13 protein-coding genes and 1 pseudogene are annotated in these 13608 nt (G+C 74.1%); 6 read left to right on the plus strand and 8 right to left on the minus strand.

The window, feature by feature from the left end; all coding sequences use genetic code 11:
- From ABZ641_RS02475 to ABZ641_RS02485, 3 genes are all read left to right on the plus strand, one after another.
- On the plus strand, positions 1 to 1066 hold a 1066-nt coding region (locus ABZ641_RS02475; RefSeq protein ID WP_359978617.1), incomplete at its 5' end, for a non-reducing end alpha-L-arabinofuranosidase family hydrolase.
- Between the two features lie 218 nt (positions 1067 to 1284).
- Positions 1285 to 1437 carry a thiamine biosynthesis protein ThiC gene (locus ABZ641_RS02480; protein ID WP_359978666.1) on the plus strand — a complete coding sequence of 51 codons (153 nt, stop codon included), beginning with the start codon at positions 1285 to 1287 and terminating at the stop codon, positions 1435 to 1437.
- Between the two features lie 183 nt (positions 1438 to 1620).
- Entirely contained in the window at positions 1621 to 2487 is an 867-nt protein-coding gene (locus ABZ641_RS02485) for an AraC family transcriptional regulator (protein WP_344624335.1), read from the plus strand.
- A 31-nt stretch (positions 2488 to 2518) separates the two neighbouring features.
- On the opposite strand, the gene ABZ641_RS02490 is transcribed toward ABZ641_RS02485, so the two are convergent.
- Positions 2519 to 3103, minus strand: coding sequence for a TetR/AcrR family transcriptional regulator (locus ABZ641_RS02490; RefSeq protein ID WP_359978620.1), 585 nt, complete (start codon positions 3101 to 3103; stop codon positions 2519 to 2521).
- 93 nt (positions 3104 to 3196) lie between these two features.
- On the opposite strand from ABZ641_RS02490, the gene ABZ641_RS02495 reads away from it, so the two are divergent.
- The gene (locus tag ABZ641_RS02495; RefSeq protein ID WP_359978623.1) at positions 3197 to 3610 is read left to right on the plus strand and encodes a DUF4267 domain-containing protein; all 414 of its coding nucleotides are present in this window, start codon (positions 3197 to 3199) and stop codon (positions 3608 to 3610) included.
- A 90-nt stretch (positions 3611 to 3700) separates the two neighbouring features.
- Here the strand turns inward: ABZ641_RS02495 and ABZ641_RS02500 are convergent, their stop codons facing one another.
- The 3 genes from ABZ641_RS02500 to ABZ641_RS02510 form a co-directional block, all read right to left on the minus strand.
- Positions 3701 to 4105 carry a hypothetical protein gene (locus ABZ641_RS02500; RefSeq protein WP_344624403.1) on the minus strand — a complete coding sequence of 135 codons (405 nt, stop codon included), beginning with the start codon at positions 4103 to 4105 and terminating at the stop codon, positions 3701 to 3703.
- Between the two features lie 80 nt (positions 4106 to 4185).
- On the minus strand, positions 4186 to 4569 hold the full coding sequence (locus ABZ641_RS02505; RefSeq protein WP_344624338.1) for a roadblock/LC7 domain-containing protein: 384 nt from the start codon (positions 4567 to 4569) through the stop codon (positions 4186 to 4188).
- 117 nt (positions 4570 to 4686) lie between these two features.
- Positions 4687 to 5628: a MarR family transcriptional regulator gene (locus ABZ641_RS02510; RefSeq protein WP_359978626.1), complete on the minus strand. Its 942-nt coding sequence runs from the start codon at positions 5626 to 5628 to the stop codon at positions 4687 to 4689.
- A 314-nt stretch (positions 5629 to 5942) separates the two neighbouring features.
- On the opposite strand from ABZ641_RS02510, the gene ABZ641_RS02515 reads away from it, so the two are divergent.
- Positions 5943 to 7340 (plus strand): VWA domain-containing protein, encoded by a 1398-nt coding sequence (locus ABZ641_RS02515; protein WP_359978629.1) that lies wholly within the window; start codon positions 5943 to 5945, stop codon positions 7338 to 7340.
- Between the two features lie 84 nt (positions 7341 to 7424).
- On the opposite strand, the pseudogene ABZ641_RS02520 reads toward ABZ641_RS02515, so the two are convergent.
- The 4 genes and pseudogenes from ABZ641_RS02520 to ABZ641_RS02535 form a co-directional block, all read right to left on the minus strand.
- Positions 7425 to 8288 (minus strand): annotated as a pseudogene (locus tag ABZ641_RS02520) (glycerophosphodiester phosphodiesterase family protein); the annotation flags it as partial.
- A gap of 186 nt (positions 8289 to 8474) precedes the next feature.
- Positions 8475 to 9332: a hypothetical protein gene (locus tag ABZ641_RS02525; protein WP_344624341.1), complete on the minus strand. Its 858-nt coding sequence runs from the start codon at positions 9330 to 9332 to the stop codon at positions 8475 to 8477.
- A 230-nt stretch (positions 9333 to 9562) separates the two neighbouring features.
- Positions 9563 to 10807 (minus strand): metallophosphoesterase, encoded by a 1245-nt coding sequence (locus ABZ641_RS02530; RefSeq protein WP_344624342.1) that lies wholly within the window; start codon positions 10805 to 10807, stop codon positions 9563 to 9565.
- A 178-nt stretch (positions 10808 to 10985) separates the two neighbouring features.
- The gene (locus ABZ641_RS02535) at positions 10986 to 12152 is read right to left on the minus strand and encodes a LacI family DNA-binding transcriptional regulator (RefSeq protein ID WP_344624343.1); all 1167 of its coding nucleotides are present in this window, start codon (positions 12150 to 12152) and stop codon (positions 10986 to 10988) included.
- Between the two features lie 340 nt (positions 12153 to 12492).
- Here ABZ641_RS02535 and hisC point away from each other — a divergent pair, with 340 nt between their 5' ends.
- Positions 12493 to 13572, plus strand: a complete 1080-nt coding sequence (gene hisC / locus ABZ641_RS02540) for a histidinol-phosphate transaminase (RefSeq protein WP_344624344.1) — start codon at positions 12493 to 12495, stop codon at positions 13570 to 13572.
- The last annotated feature ends 36 nt before the right edge of the window (positions 13573 to 13608 follow it).

Here is a 13608-nt window from a genome sequence, read left to right on the forward strand (position 1 = left end):
CAGCGGACGGGTCCTGGAGACCCCCGGCAACCAGACCGCCAACGGCACCGCCGTCCAGATCTGGGACTCCACCAGCGGCGCCAACCAGCACTGGACCTTCAGGTCGTCCGGGTCGCCCACCCCGGCTCCGACCCCGACCACGCCCGCGCCGGGCGGCACGTGCGCCCTTCCGTCGACGTACCGCTGGTCCTCGACCGGTGCGCTCGCGCAGCCGAAGAACGGATGGGCCTCGGTCAAGGACTTCACGAACGTGGTCTACAACGGCAAGCACCTGGTCTACGCGTCGGACGTCAACGGCTCCTCGTACGGCTCGATGATGTTCAGCCCGTTCACCAACTGGTCCGACATGGCGTCCGCCGCCCAGACCGGGATGAGCCAGTCCGCGGTGGCGCCCACGCTGTTCTACTTCGCACCCAAGAACATCTGGGTGCTCGCCTACCAGTGGGGCCAGTGGCCGTTCATCTACCGCACGTCCAGCGACCCGACCAACCCCAACGGCTGGTCCTCGCCGCAGCCGCTGTTCACCGGCAGCATCCCCAAGTCCAGCACCGGCCCGATCGACCAGACCCTGATCGCCGACGGCGAGAACATGTACCTGTTCTTCGCCGGTGACAACGGCAGCATCTACCGGGCGAGCATGCCGATCGGGAACTTCCCGGGCAACTTCGGCTCGTCGTACACCACCGTCATGAGTGACACGGTGAACAACCTGTTCGAGGCGCCGCAGGTCTACAAGGTCAAGGACCAGAACCAGTACCTCATGATCGTCGAGGCTCGGGGGGCGAACGAGCAGCGCTACTTCCGCTCCTTCACGGCCTCCAGCCTGAACGGTTCCTGGATCCCGCAGGCCGCCAGCGAGAGCAACCCCTTCGCCGGCAAGGCCAACAGCGGCGCCACCTGGACCAACGACATCAGCCACGGCGACCTGGTCCGCAACAACCCCGACCAGACCATGACCATCGACCCCTGCAACCTGCAGTTCCTCTACCAGGGCAAGTCCCCCACCGCGACCGGCCCCTACGACCGACTGCCGTACCGGCCCGGCGTCCTCACCCTGAAGCGCTGACCCCCGGTCCGCGGTGATCACGATCGGGTGCGGCCTGCCGGCACGTAGGAACGGGCCCGACTCGACCAGTTGACCGGTACTTCCGCACAGAGGAACCCCAGCCGTGCGTCGGCTGGGGTTCTTCTTTCGTGGCCTTTCCTCAGCGGGTTCTGCGAACGCCGGCCGTCGGCACGTCGGGTACCGGGGAACGTGCTGGGTTCGTGCTGAATCCCTGCTCGATGAAGATCAGTCAGGAGATCCGCGACGAGCACGGCGACGGCTCCACCGCGGTCGCCTCCGGCTACGACGCCGAGGCGCTGGCCGGCATGGCCGAGAAGTCCGCGGAGTTCGCCGCCCAGGGCAACCGGGTCTACCTGCCGCTGGCGGACTGAGACCGGTACCGACCGCGCTGCTCCGGGAGGTGGAGGGGGCTTCCCGGGGCAGCGCTCCGCCGTGCCCGCCCGACCCGGCCTTCCGTGCCCGTCCCGTCCCACCCGACCGGAACGGGCACGGAAAGTCGGGTCGGGCGGGCTCCGGCCTTCCTACGGTGGTGGTCGCAAGGGAAGGAGACCGGAGTGCTGGACCGGCTGAACCAGGTCATGGCCCACATCGAGGACCACCTCGACCAGCGGATCGAGGCGGCCGAGCTGGCCCGCATCGCGTGGACGTCCGAGTTCCACCTGCGGCGGATGTTCTCCGCGCTCGCCGGGATCCCGCTGTCGGAGTACGTCCGGCGCCGGCGGCTCACCGTCGCGGGGGCCGAGGTGCTCGCGGGCGAACGGACCCTGCTGGAGATCGCCGTGCGCCACGGCTACGGATCGGCCGAGGCGTTCGCGCGGGCGTTCCGGGCGATGCACGGCGTCGGCCCGGGCGAGGCCCGGCGGACGGGCGCGGCCCTGAACTCCCAGCCCCGGATGTCCTTCCGGCTCGTCGTCGAAGGGAGCACCACCATGAAGTACCGGATCGTCGAGAAGCCCGAGTTCAAGGTCGTCGGCCGCAAGGCCCGCGTCCCCCTGATCCACGAGGGCGTCAACCCGCACATCGCCGAGATGGTCCGGGGCATCCCGCCGGAGACCGTGCAGCGCATCGCCGACCTGTCCGACCAGGAGCCCGAGGGCATCGTCTCCGCGGTCGTGCACCTCTCCGACAGTCGGGAGGAGGGCGTCCTGCTGGACTACCACCACGCGGTCGTGACCGGCGCCGACGCCCCCGAGGACCTCGACGTCCTCACCGTCCCGGCCGGCACCTGGGCCGTCTTCGAGAACACCGGCCCCTACCCCCGGTCCCTGCAGTACCTCTGGCGGGACGTCTTCACCGAGTGGTTCCCGTCCAATCCGTACGCCACCCGGCCGGGCCCGGAGATCCTCCGCACCCGGCCGACGGCCGACCGGTCCGAGGCGACCAGTCAGCTCTGGATCCCGGTGGAGCGGACGGTGTTCTGACCCGCCGTCGGGCGCGGCGGCGCGCCCGTGTTCAGGCGCCTGCCGTGACGAGGCCGACCAGCAGGTCGAGCCGGGCGCGGTGGGCCGCGGGGCGGAGGCGGCTGCCCTCGGTGAGGGTGGCCAGGCCGTGCAGGGCGCTCCAGAGGAGTTCGGTGCAGGCCTCCGGGTCGGCGCCGCGGGCGGTGGCCAGGGGTTCCACCGCGTCGTGGAGCTCGCCGAAGACGGCCTTCAGCGGGGCCGGCGTCGCCGCGGTGCCGAGCGCGGGGCCCGTCCCGCGCGTGAACATGGCGGCGTAGACCGCGGGCCCGGCCCGGGCGAACTCCAGGTACGCGTCGGCGAGGGCCCGCAGCCCCGTGCGGGCGTTCCGGTGGCCTGCCCGGGCACGGTGCAGGGCGGTGGCCAGGTCTTCGAAGCCCTCGTCGGCCACGGCCGCGACGATCGCGTCCTTGCCCGTGAAGTGGCTGTAGAGCACCGGCTGGCTGTACTCGACCCGCTCGGCGAGGCGGCGGGTGGTGACGGCACCCCAGCCCTCCGCCTCGGCGAGTTCGCGGGCCGCCGTGACGATGAGCCGGTGCCGTTCCGCTCGTCCGCGCTCCCGGCGCCGTGGTGCTGCCACGCCTCGATCCTAGCATCGCTAGACATCTGAGCTTCGCTATGTCTAGCATCGATCCAAGATCTAGCATCGCTAGGGCACTTCGTAGGGGGAACCATGACCAGGCGTCACATCACCACCGCACTGGCCGCGCTGACCGGCGCCACCGTCCTGTTCTTCGGGCTGAACTTCCTGCTGAACCCCGGGGGCGCGGCCCCCGGCTTCGGCATCGACCCCTGGCCGCAGGGCAACGCGGGCGGCTACTACGTGGTGAAGGGGTTCCGTGACCTCGCCCTCGGCGGCACCGTGTTCCTGCTGCTCGGGCTGGGGCAGCGCCGGGTGCTCGGCTGGGTCGTCCTCATCGACGCGATCGTGCCGCTGGGTGACGCCCTCGCCGTGGTCACCCACGGCGGCTCGGTCGCGACGGCACTGGGCGTCCACGTCTCGGCCGCCCTGATCGTCCTGCTGTCCGCCGTCCTGCTGCTGACCGAGACGGCCGCCGCCCCGGCCGCGGTGACCGTTGCCGAATGACCGCGGCCGCATGACCGCTGCGCCGGGTCCGGGCCCCGAGGCGGGGGATTCCCGGACCCGGCGCACGTGTCGGCCAGGCCCGTACCCGGATCAGAGCCGGCCGTGGTCCTTGAGCACCCGGCGGGACTGCGCGAAGAGCATGCCGACGTTCACGGTGTTGCGGCAGACCACCACGGCGACGATGTCGTCGGCGCTGTCCACCCGGAGGAAGAGGTGCGCCAGGTTGTCGCTGTTGACCAGGATCTCCTGGAAGTAGTGGCGGTCGCTCACCACACCGCGCCGCTCCTTGAAGATGCCCTCGATCATCACCACGTTGCGGCCCTGGAAGAGGTCGAGGGTGGCGGCGGCCAGCATGTCGAGGACCTCCGGCGGGTGCGAGTCGACCGTCTCGACGGACAGCAGCATGCCGGTGGACATGTCGATGATCCCCGAGGCCAGGCACTCGGGTACCTCCGTGCGGAGGCCCTTGACCAGGGCGTTCACCCGGTCGGACATGCTCTGGAATCCCTGCGGTGTGCTCACGGTGCTCCTTCTCGTGGTCGGGTGGTGCGGTGGCGGCCGGACGGGACGCCGCGTCAGGACCGCGGCGCGGTCAGCAGACGGTCCATCCGGTCGGCGGCGGCCTGCGACTCGGTGTGCAGCCGGGCGATGTCCATCCCGGAGTCGCCGAGGACGGTCATCAGGCCCATCCGGCCGATCGGCTGGACCACCACGTAGCCGTGGCTGAACTGCGCCACCGTCCGGTGCAGCAGCCCCTTGCCGGTGGACTGCCCCGCCCGGCGGGCCAGGCCGAGCGCCGCGGCGGCGAGCGCGGCCAGGCTCTCGCTGTCGATGCCCTCCTCGGTGTCCGCGGCGACCAGCAGGCCGTCGACCGCGGCCACCGCGAGGTCGGTGACGCCCGCGACCCGGTCGCGCAGCGCGCGCATTTCGGCGAGCAATTCGCCGTTCTCGCTGCTCACATCTCTCCTGTTCTGGGAATTCACCGGCCGGCGCCGGACGGATTTCTCGGGCATGCCGAACCCGCCCGCCGACGGGCGGGAATCGCGGACGAATGTCCGGCGGTCGCGGCGGGCCGGTCAGGAATCGCGGGCGCGCCGGTGGCGCCCGGCGGCCGACCGCCACGCGAGGACGTCGTTGATGCCGCTGGCACCCCGCCGGCGGACGGGCAGCCGCCCCGCCGGCTGGTGCACCGGCACGGGGTCCGGCGGGCGGCGGGCCGCGGTCACCCCGGGCCGCCCGTCCGGCGCGGGCAGCGGGCCGGACGCCGGCGGGGCGGGCGGAACGACCTCCACCAGGCCCTCGGCCAGCAGCCGGGAGACCTCCACGGTGACCGCGTACAGGCCGCGGCCGAGCCGGAAGGCGATGTCCCGCGCGCTGCGCCGACCGTCCGCGCAGCGCAGGATCTCCCGGCGCTCGCCGGTGAGGCGGCCGGCCGGTCCGCCGCCCGGCTCCCGGTGCGTCCCGGTGGCCGGGCCGATCCGGTCGCGCAGCGGGCAGAGCGGAGGGCGGAGTGCGGCGAGCGCGCGGAGCCTGCGGTCCGTCTCGTGCAGCAGCCACTCCGGGTCCACGCCCTGCGGGGCGGGCAGGTGGTGCCGGGTCGGGCCACAGGCCAGGGTGCAGCCGTCGACCCGTCCGGCGGCCACCGCGAAGGCGCCGTCCAGGGCGGCCATCGTGCACATCAGCTGGAGTTCGGCCGCGCCGAGCAGGTCCCGGGAGACGAGTTCGGCGCCGGTCCGGTCGGCGGCGGCGCCCGCGCGGCAGGCGGCCTCCCAGTCGTCGGTGCTCACCCGGCCGGAGCGCAGCAGCAGGGTGGCGACGTCCGGGGCGCCGGGGGAGTCGACCGCGGTGACGACCCCGGAGGCGAGGTGGAACACCCCGCCGGGGTCGCCCAGCACGGTCAGGGTGCCCGAGGGGCGCCCGTCCGGGGTGCCGGCGAGCGCGGTGGCCAGCCGCCCGGCGGCGTCCGTCCGCACCACGGCGGGCAGTGCGGCGCCGCCCGCGGGGCGGGGTGCGGTCACGCCCGTGCTCCGCGGTCCGTGCGGCGATCGGAAACGGTCATAAAAGGCCGCGCACCGGCAGCGCGGAGAAATATTCGACCGGTCCCGGCGAATTCATGCACGACTCCCCCTCGGCGCAGACCGAATACCGGCGAATTCCCCGCCGATGGCAACGTGCGACATCCAACCGCCCGCCCCGATCCGTAGTCAAGCCATTCCGGTGCGTGATGGACAGCGGCAAATTCCCCGTGATATCCGGCGCGCGACCCGCGGAACGTCCACGGTGGGACGCGGTGGGGCTGCCGTTGCCCCGGCCCGGTTGGCAGACTGGCGGGATGACGTCGAGTTCGCTGGGCAAGGGCGCCAACGTGGTGGTCGGGGTGCCGGAGGTACGGGCCGCGTTCTCCTGGGCGCACGCGCCGGACGGGCCGGTGGCCCGGGTCTGGGCGGTCCAGCTGGGCGCCGACGGCCGGGCCCTCGGGGACGGTGCCGCGGTCGGCGGGGCCAATCCGGCCGACCCCTCGGGCCGGGTCCGGCAGGGCGGTGCCCGCACGGTGGACGCCGACCTCGCCGCCCTCGCGCCGGAGGTCGAGCGGATCCTGCTCTGCGTCACCGTCGACGACGGGTACCTCGGGCAACTGGCCGACCTGGAGCTGCTGCTGACGGACGGCCGGACGGGCGCGCCGCTGGCGCACTTCCCGATCGCCGCGGGCCGGGAGACGGCGGTCGTCGGCGGCGAGCTCTACCGCCGGTCGGGCCAGTGGAAGTTCCGCGCGGTGGGCCAGGGCTGGGCCACCGGCTGGGCCGGCCTCACCGCCGACCACGGAGCCGTCGAGCCGCGGACGGCCGTGGCACCTCCCGCAGCCGCACAGCCGCCCGTGCCGCCGATGCCCGCGCCGGTACCGCCGGCCCCGGCACCTCCCGTGCCGCCGTACCGGCCCGCGCAGCAGGAGCGGCCCCCGGCGGCACCGCAGGCGGAGCAGGCGCTGCCGGTGGACATCCGCAAGCGGCTCTCGCTGCGCAAGCAGCAGGTGGCGGTGAGCCTGGAGAAGCACGGCGCGGTCGGCGTCCGGGCCCGGGTGGTGCTGGTGCTGGACGCCTCAGGGTCGATGTCCGGCCTGTACCGCCGCGGCACGGTCGCCGGGGTGGTCGAGCGGATGGCCGCGGTCGCCGCGCAGCTGGCCGAGGACGGCCGGATGCACGCGTGGACCTTCGCCACCCACCCGGCCCGCCTGCCGGACCTGCACCTCGCCGAGCTGCCGGAGTGGATCCCGGCGCACGTCCGGGTCGGCGAGCTGACCCTGTTCGGGCGCCCGAAGAAGCCGCGGCGCGGTCTGCCGCCGGGCCAGGTCGACATGCGGTTCGTCGGCATCCAGAACGAGGAGCAGAAGGTCATCGCCGAGGTCCGTGCGCACGTCCGGGCGCATCCGGTGGCGGACCCGACGCTGGTGCTGTTCTTCTCCGACGGCGGCGTCTACCGGAACGCGGCCATCGAGCAGGAGCTGCGGGCGGCCGTGGAGGAGCCGGTCTTCTGGCAGTTCGTCGGCCTGGGGCAGGCCGACTACGGGGTGCTGGAACGCTTCGACACGCTGCCCGGTCGCCGGGTGGACAACGTCGGCTTCTTCGCCGTGGACGACATCGACCTGATCTCGGACCCGGAGCTCTACGACCGGCTGCTCACCGAGTTCCCGTCCTGGCTCGTCGCCGCCCGGCAGGCCGGCATCCTGCGCTGACACCGTCCGGCGGTTCCCGGCCGCACCCCGGAGCAGCGGCGGGCAGTGGGTGTCGGTCCACGCGCGGGCGGCCGCAGGCACGTCGGTGATCAGGGCGTCGGCGTGCCGGTCGGCCGCCGTCCGCCAGTCGGCCTCCCGGTCGGGCGTCCACACGTAGACCTGCCGGCCCGCGGCGTGCTCGCGGGCGATCCGTTCCGGGGTGGCGAGGGCCTCTTCGAGGGCGATGCCGGAAAGCCGCAGCCCGCCCGGGTCCTCGGCGTCGGCCGCGCCCTGGACGAGGACGACCGGCAGGCCGGGGGCCGCCGCGTGGGCCGCCCGCAGCATCGCGGGGTGGAAGGAGTACAGCACCACGTCGGCGCCGCTGGCCGCGGCGGCGCGGGCGGCCCGGGCCGCGTTCCCCGGGCTGTCCTGCTCCTTGATCTCCATGAGCAGTCGCGTCCGGGCGCCGGACAGCTCGCGGAGCAGCCGGTCGAGGGTCGGGACGGGCTGCGCGGGGCCGGGGCCGGCGGTGACGTGCAGGGCGGCGATCTGGCCGGCCGTCAGGTCGGCCACCCGGCCGTGGCCGTCGGTGACCCGGTCGACGGTGTCGTCGTGCATCAGCACCGGCACGCCGTCGCGGGTGGTCCGCACGTCGGTCTCCAGCCAGTCCGCCCCGCCCGCGAGGGCGGCCCGGAAGGCGGCCATGGTGTTCTCCGGGGCGGCCTCCGGGGCACCGCGGTGGCCGGCCACGGCGAGCGAGGGGCAGCGCGGTACGGGACCGGCGGGCACCGGTTCGGGGAGCACTCCGAGGCCCGTGGACGCCGCCCCGGCGGGGTCGTCCGCGGCCGTGTGGCGGGCCGTCCGCAGGCTGCCGCGGTGCACGCCGTCGCCGGGCAGGAGGAGCGCGGTGATCACCAGCGCGGCGGCGGCCACCGTCGCGGTCCGTGCCGTCCGCCGGGAGGTCCTCATGCCGGGGATGATGGGCCCGCGCGCCCGTCCGGGGGCCGGTGCCACGGGTGGTGTGCGCCGCTCGGCCCAGCCCGGCCGCCCGTCCGGGTGACGGCGGGGACGGCGGGGTGACGGAGCTGCGGGTGCGGGGGGCACGGCGGGTGCGGCGGGTGCGTCCCGGGTCGGGACCCCGCCTCCGCCGCCGGCTCAGTCGGAGACCTCGTCGGGCCCGGTGAAGCCGGGCGGGGTGTAGCCGGGGCTGGTGAACTCGGCCGTCCGCGGCTCGCGTCCCTCCTGGTCGGTGAGCCCCTCGACGCCGGGGCTGGTGAATCCGGCGCTGCTGTACCCGGGCCGGCTGTAGCCGGGGCTGAGGAGGTCGGGCGGCACCGGCCGGCCGGCGGGCTGCGGGGACAGCGCCGGGGTGGAGCCGAGGTTGTCGTGCAGGTAGGGGAGCAGCGCGCGCTCGCGCAGGGCGGTGTGCCAGGCCCGGCGGGCCTCGGCGACGTCCGCGGCGAGGTTCGGGTCCTGCCCGGCCGGGTTCGCGGAGCCGTCCCGCAGCGCGGTGAGCAGCAGGCCGACGATGCCGACGGCCATGGCGGCGGTGCCGACCGCGATGGCGGCCCAGCCGGCGGTGACCACGCTGCGGCCGAGCGGCAGGGCCGGCCGGGCGGCCCGCAGCGCGTACCCGATGGCGAGCAGCAGGGCGGCGGCGGACCAGGACAGGATCGGGGCGAGCACGGTGAGCACCGGGAACAGCCCGGCGCCCTCCTCGGAGCGCAGCCGGCCGGAGAGCTCGCCGCCGAGTCCGCCGCCCCCGTGGGCGGGTGCGGGTGCGGGTGTGCGTCCGAGGTCCGCGCGCAGCCCGAGGTAGTGGCGGTACTCGGGTGCGGCGGCCGAGGCCACCGTCTCCGCGTTGAGCATCGCCTTGGTGCGCAGCTGCTCGGTGTTGAGATGGGGTTCGGTGTCGCGCAGTGCTTCGAGGATGGTTGCGTCGCGCAGTGCTTCGTCGAGGATGCGCTCGTAGTCCGGGCGGTCCTCGGCGAGCAGGTGCGGGGCGTCGGTCATGGGGACCCCGTTCCGCTGATTCACGGAGGTGGACTGGTGCGACGCGGCGGCCCGGTGGCGGGCGGGCGGCTGCGTGGTGCCTCGATGGTAGGGGTGACCACCGAGGCTCAGACAGTCGCTTTCCGGATTTTCAGCGCCCGGGGCGGACGTTCCGGGCCGCTCGTCGACGCTCCGTCAGCTTCCGCCGACGCGGTGTCAGGAAAGTGCGGCGGAGTTCAGTCGCCGCCCGTTCAGTTCACCGGCAGCCGGGCGATCAGCAGGCGGCCCTCCATGGTGACCCCGCCGTCCATGGCGACGGCCAGCTCGTCCGCGTAGATGTACGGGCCGGGGACGTGCGGCGGCGCGCCGTCGTCGGCGTGCACCGCTCCGGTGAGGTACGGGATCGGGCTGTGGCCGTGCACCACGCGGTAGCCGCCGTAGGCGCCGAGCAGCTCGTGGACGGCGTCCGGGCCGTTCTCGCCGCGGAAGGCGAACCGCTTGGTGAAGCGGCGGAAGCAGTCCCACCACTCGTCGGCGCCCTCGTCCGCGAGCAGGTCGTGGACGGCGTCGTTGACCTCGGCGATCGACTCGCCGTACTCCAGGTAGGCGGTGGTGTCGGAGTGCAGCAGCAGGTGGCCGTCCTCCAGCGCCATCGCGGGCAGCCGGGAGAGCCAGCTGATGTGGTGCGACTCCAGCCGGTCGAGGTCGTGCTGCTGGCCGCCGTTGAGGCGCCAGGCGGCGAGGAAGGAGGCGGTGCCCGCGGTGGACTGGACGGGCTCGTCGCCGTACTTGGCGGCGCCGAGGAAGAGCAGTTCGTGATTGCCCATCAGGGCCCGGCAGTAGCCGCCGGCCGCGGCGGCCTCCGCGGCGAGCTGCATGACGAGCTCGATCACGCCGATGCCGTCGGGGCCGCGGTCGGTGAAGTCGCCGAGGAACCACACCCGGGAGCGGCCGGCCGCCCAGTGGCCGTCCGCGTCGATCAGCGAGGCCTGGCGGAGGGCGGCGAGCAGTTCGTCGAGGTAGCCGTGCACGTCGCCGATCACGTACAGCGGGCCGGGCGCCTCGCCGGGTTCGGGCTGCGGGTACGGGAAGTTCACCGGCTGCTCGGTCAGCGGGGGACCGAGCTCGATGGTCGGCGGGTCGTCGCCGGTCGCGGCGGCCATCGGCGGCTGCTCGTGGACGGCCGGCTCGTGCGGCGCCTGCTCGTGGCCGGCCGGCTCGTGGACGGCCTGCTCGTGGCCCGTCCGGTGCAGGGTGCCGAGCTGCACGGTGGCGTCGTGGCCGCCCGGGTGCACACCGTGGTGGGCCGGGGCGTGCCAGTGCTGCTCGAGGTAGTGCGCGCCGCCGTAGCCGCTGTAGGTCTCGTCGTAGCCGTAGCCGGCCGGCGGCTCGGCGGGTTCGTAGTAGGAGCCGTACGGGAGCACGTCGAGGTCCTGGTGGTGGCGGGGGCCTGAGTGGGGCGTTTCAGGCCCGGGGAAGCGGTCCTCGGGTGTCATTCGACCATCATAGGAAGACCACTCTCCCGGCGTCCTCACCTGGTGGGCATCCAATCCTTCGGAGCGTCACCGGGCCGGGCCGGACGGCCCGGTCCGACCCGGTCTGGGATGGTCTGGACCTCGCGCAGGGGCGGGCCGGCCCGGGCCCGGCCCGGCGCGGCGAGGACCGTGCCGGAGCTCAGCCCCCGCCCGGTGAACGGGGCGGACTGACCGTCCTGCGGGGGCTGCGCCGCTGCGAGGAGGCCCGGACGATCAGCTCCGTCGGCATCAGGGTGCCCGGCGGCGGGCCCGTCCCCGCGGTGCGGAAGCGCGGCGGGAAGAGCCGCGCCCCCTCGGCGCGTTGCCCGCCGGACGAGCCGGCGTCGACTCCCTCGATGGCGTCGATCAGCAGGTTGACCACGGTGGTGCCGATCTTGCGCGGCTTGAGCGAGAGGGTGGTGATCGGCGGCTCGGTGCCCGCGTACACGTCGCTCTCGCTGCAGCAGACCAGCAGCAGGTCGTCCGGGACGCGGAGGCCGTACCGGCGGGCGGCCGCCAGCAGGTCGGTGCCGTTCGGGTCGAAGAGGCCGTAGACCGCGTCCGGCCGGTCCGGCCGGGCGAGCAGCCGGTCGGCCGCCACGGCGCCGGCCGCCGGGTCGTGCGCCGGGTAGGCCTCGTAGACCGGCTCCTGGCCGACCCGCCGGCACCAGCCGAGGTACGCCTCGGTGGAGAGCCGGGTGTAGGTGTCGGTGCTGGTGCCGGTGAGCAGGCCGATCCGGCGGGCGCCGGCCTCCGACAGGTGGTCCAGGATGTCCAGCACGGCGGCCTCGTGGTCGTTGTCGACCCAGGCGGTGACCGGGCAGTTGCCCGGCTTGCCGTCGCTGACGACGGGCACGCCGGACCGGTAGAGCTCGGTCACCAGCGGGTCCTGGTCGGGCGGGTCGATGACCACCGTGCCGTCCAGGGCGATGTTGCTCCAGACGTCGTGCCGGGACGAGGCGGGGAGCACGACCAGGGCGAAGCCGCGGCCGAGCGCCGCGCTGGTGGCGGCCCGCGCCATCTCCGCGAAGTAGGCGAACTCGGTGAAGGTGAACGGCTCCTCGCCGTAGGTGGTCACGGTGAGGCCGATCAGGCCCGAGCGGCCGGTGCGCAGGGTGCGGGCGGCCGCGGAGGGGCGGTAGCCCAGGCGCTCGGCGACCTCGCGCACCCTGCTTCTGGTCTCCTCGGGCAGGCGGCCCTTCCCGTTGAGGGCGTCGGAGACCGTGGTGATCGACACTCCGGCCGCCGCCGCGACGTCCCGGATGCCGGCCCGCTCCAGGCGCCGCGAGGTGGACCGCCGTCCGCTCTGGTTGGCTGCTGCTGTCATGGCGGACCGATCGTATGGCGCATGACAGCAGGCTGTGACCGGCCCCGGCCACCGGTCTGAAGATACGTTTCTCCAAGAGTCGGAACGGATCACACCCTTCGATACCCGCTCCGATCCGGGCCTGTTACCTCTGACATGTGCCGTGGGAACGCGGCAGAATGGCTGATCTGCACCCGTAACCCGATCGGGCATCTCACCCGCATGGGTGAGCCCGGCCGGTATCGTGCGGGGCACCCGACCGGGGTGGCGCGGGTGTGTGGCGAGGGGCGGCGCGGGACCGGCGAACCCGGTGTGCGCGGCCCGGCACGCGCGCCCAAGACAGCACAGAAGGAGAACGACCGTGAGCGGTACCGCAGCGCAGGGGCCCCGGCTGAGGCCGACCCTGGACGGCATCCCCACCTACAAGCCGGGCAAGCCGGCCGGTGCCGACGCGTACAAGCTGTCCTCGAACGAGAACCCCTACCCGCCGCTGCCCGGCGTGCTGGAGGCGGCCACCGCCGCCGCGGGCTCGTTCAACCGCTACCCGGACATGGCCGTCACCGGCCTCACCGAGGAGCTCGCCGCCCGCTTCGGCGTCCCGGTCGAGCACATCGCCACCGGCACCGGCTCGGTCGGCGTCGCCCAGTCCCTGGTGCTCGCCACCGCCGGCCCCGGCGAAGAGGTGATCTTCGCCTGGCGCTCCTTCGAGGCGTACCCGATCATCACCCAGGTGGCCGGCGCCACCCCCGTGCCCGTGCCGCTGACCGCGGACGAGGAGCACGACCTCGACGCCATGCTCGCCGCGATCACCGACCGCACCCGGCTGATCTTCGTCTGCAACCCCAACAACCCGACCGGCGCCGTGATCCACCGCGCCGAGCTGGAGCGCTTCCTCGACGCCGTGCCCGGCCACATCCTGGTCGTGGTCGACGAGGCCTACATCGAGTTCATCCGCGACGCCGAGGTGCCCAACGGCATCGACGTCTACCGCGACCGGCCGAACGTCTGCGTGCTCCGCACCTTCTCCAAGGCCTACGGCCTGGCCGGCCTGCGGGTCGGCTTCGCGGTCGCCCACGAGCCGGTGGCCACCGCGCTGCGCAAGACCGCGGTGCCGTTCGGCGTCAGCCAGCTCGCCCAGGACGCCGCGGTCGCCTCGCTGCGCGCCGAGGAGGCGCTGCTGGAGCGGGTCGAGTCGCTGGTCGCCGAGCGCAGCCGGGTGCTGGCCGGGCTGCGCGCCCAGGGCTGGACGGTCGTCGACTCGCAGGCCAACTTCGTCTGGCTGCGGCTCGGCGAGCGCACCGTCGACTTCGCCGCCGCCTGCGCGGCCGCCGGCGTGGTCGTCCGCCCGTTCCCCGGCGAGGGCGTCCGGGTGTCGATCGGCGAGACGGCCGGCAACGACATCTTCCTGGCGACCGCGGAGGCCTTCCGCAAGGAGCTCTGAGTCCGGGTCTCCCCGAGGCTCCCCGACGGGCCCGCT

It is taken from the genome of Kitasatospora sp. NPDC007106, assembly GCF_040634455.1.
Classification (GTDB): domain Bacteria; phylum Actinomycetota; class Actinomycetes; order Streptomycetales; family Streptomycetaceae; genus Kitasatospora; species Kitasatospora arboriphila.

Bases quoted from the DNA above. Each gene is read 5' to 3' on its own strand.
- ABZ641_RS02480 (WP_359978666.1), top strand. From the start codon at position 1,285: ATGAAGATCAGTCAGGAGATCCGCGACGAGCACGGCGACGGCTCCACC.
- ABZ641_RS02495 (WP_359978623.1), top strand. From the start codon at position 3,197: ATGACCAGGCGTCACATCACCACCGCACTGGCCGCGCTGACCGGCGCC.
- ABZ641_RS02500 (WP_344624403.1), bottom strand. From the start codon at position 4,105: ATGTCCGACCGGGTGAACGCCCTGGTCAAGGGCCTCCGCACGGAGGTA.
- ABZ641_RS02515 (WP_359978629.1), top strand. From the start codon at position 5,943: ATGACGTCGAGTTCGCTGGGCAAGGGCGCCAACGTGGTGGTCGGGGTG.
- ABZ641_RS02525 (WP_344624341.1), bottom strand. From the start codon at position 9,332: ATGACCGACGCCCCGCACCTGCTCGCCGAGGACCGCCCGGACTACGAG.
- ABZ641_RS02530 (WP_344624342.1), bottom strand. From the start codon at position 10,807: ATGACACCCGAGGACCGCTTCCCCGGGCCTGAAACGCCCCACTCAGGC.
- ABZ641_RS02535 (WP_344624343.1), bottom strand. From the start codon at position 12,152: ATGACAGCAGCAGCCAACCAGAGCGGACGGCGGTCCACCTCGCGGCGC.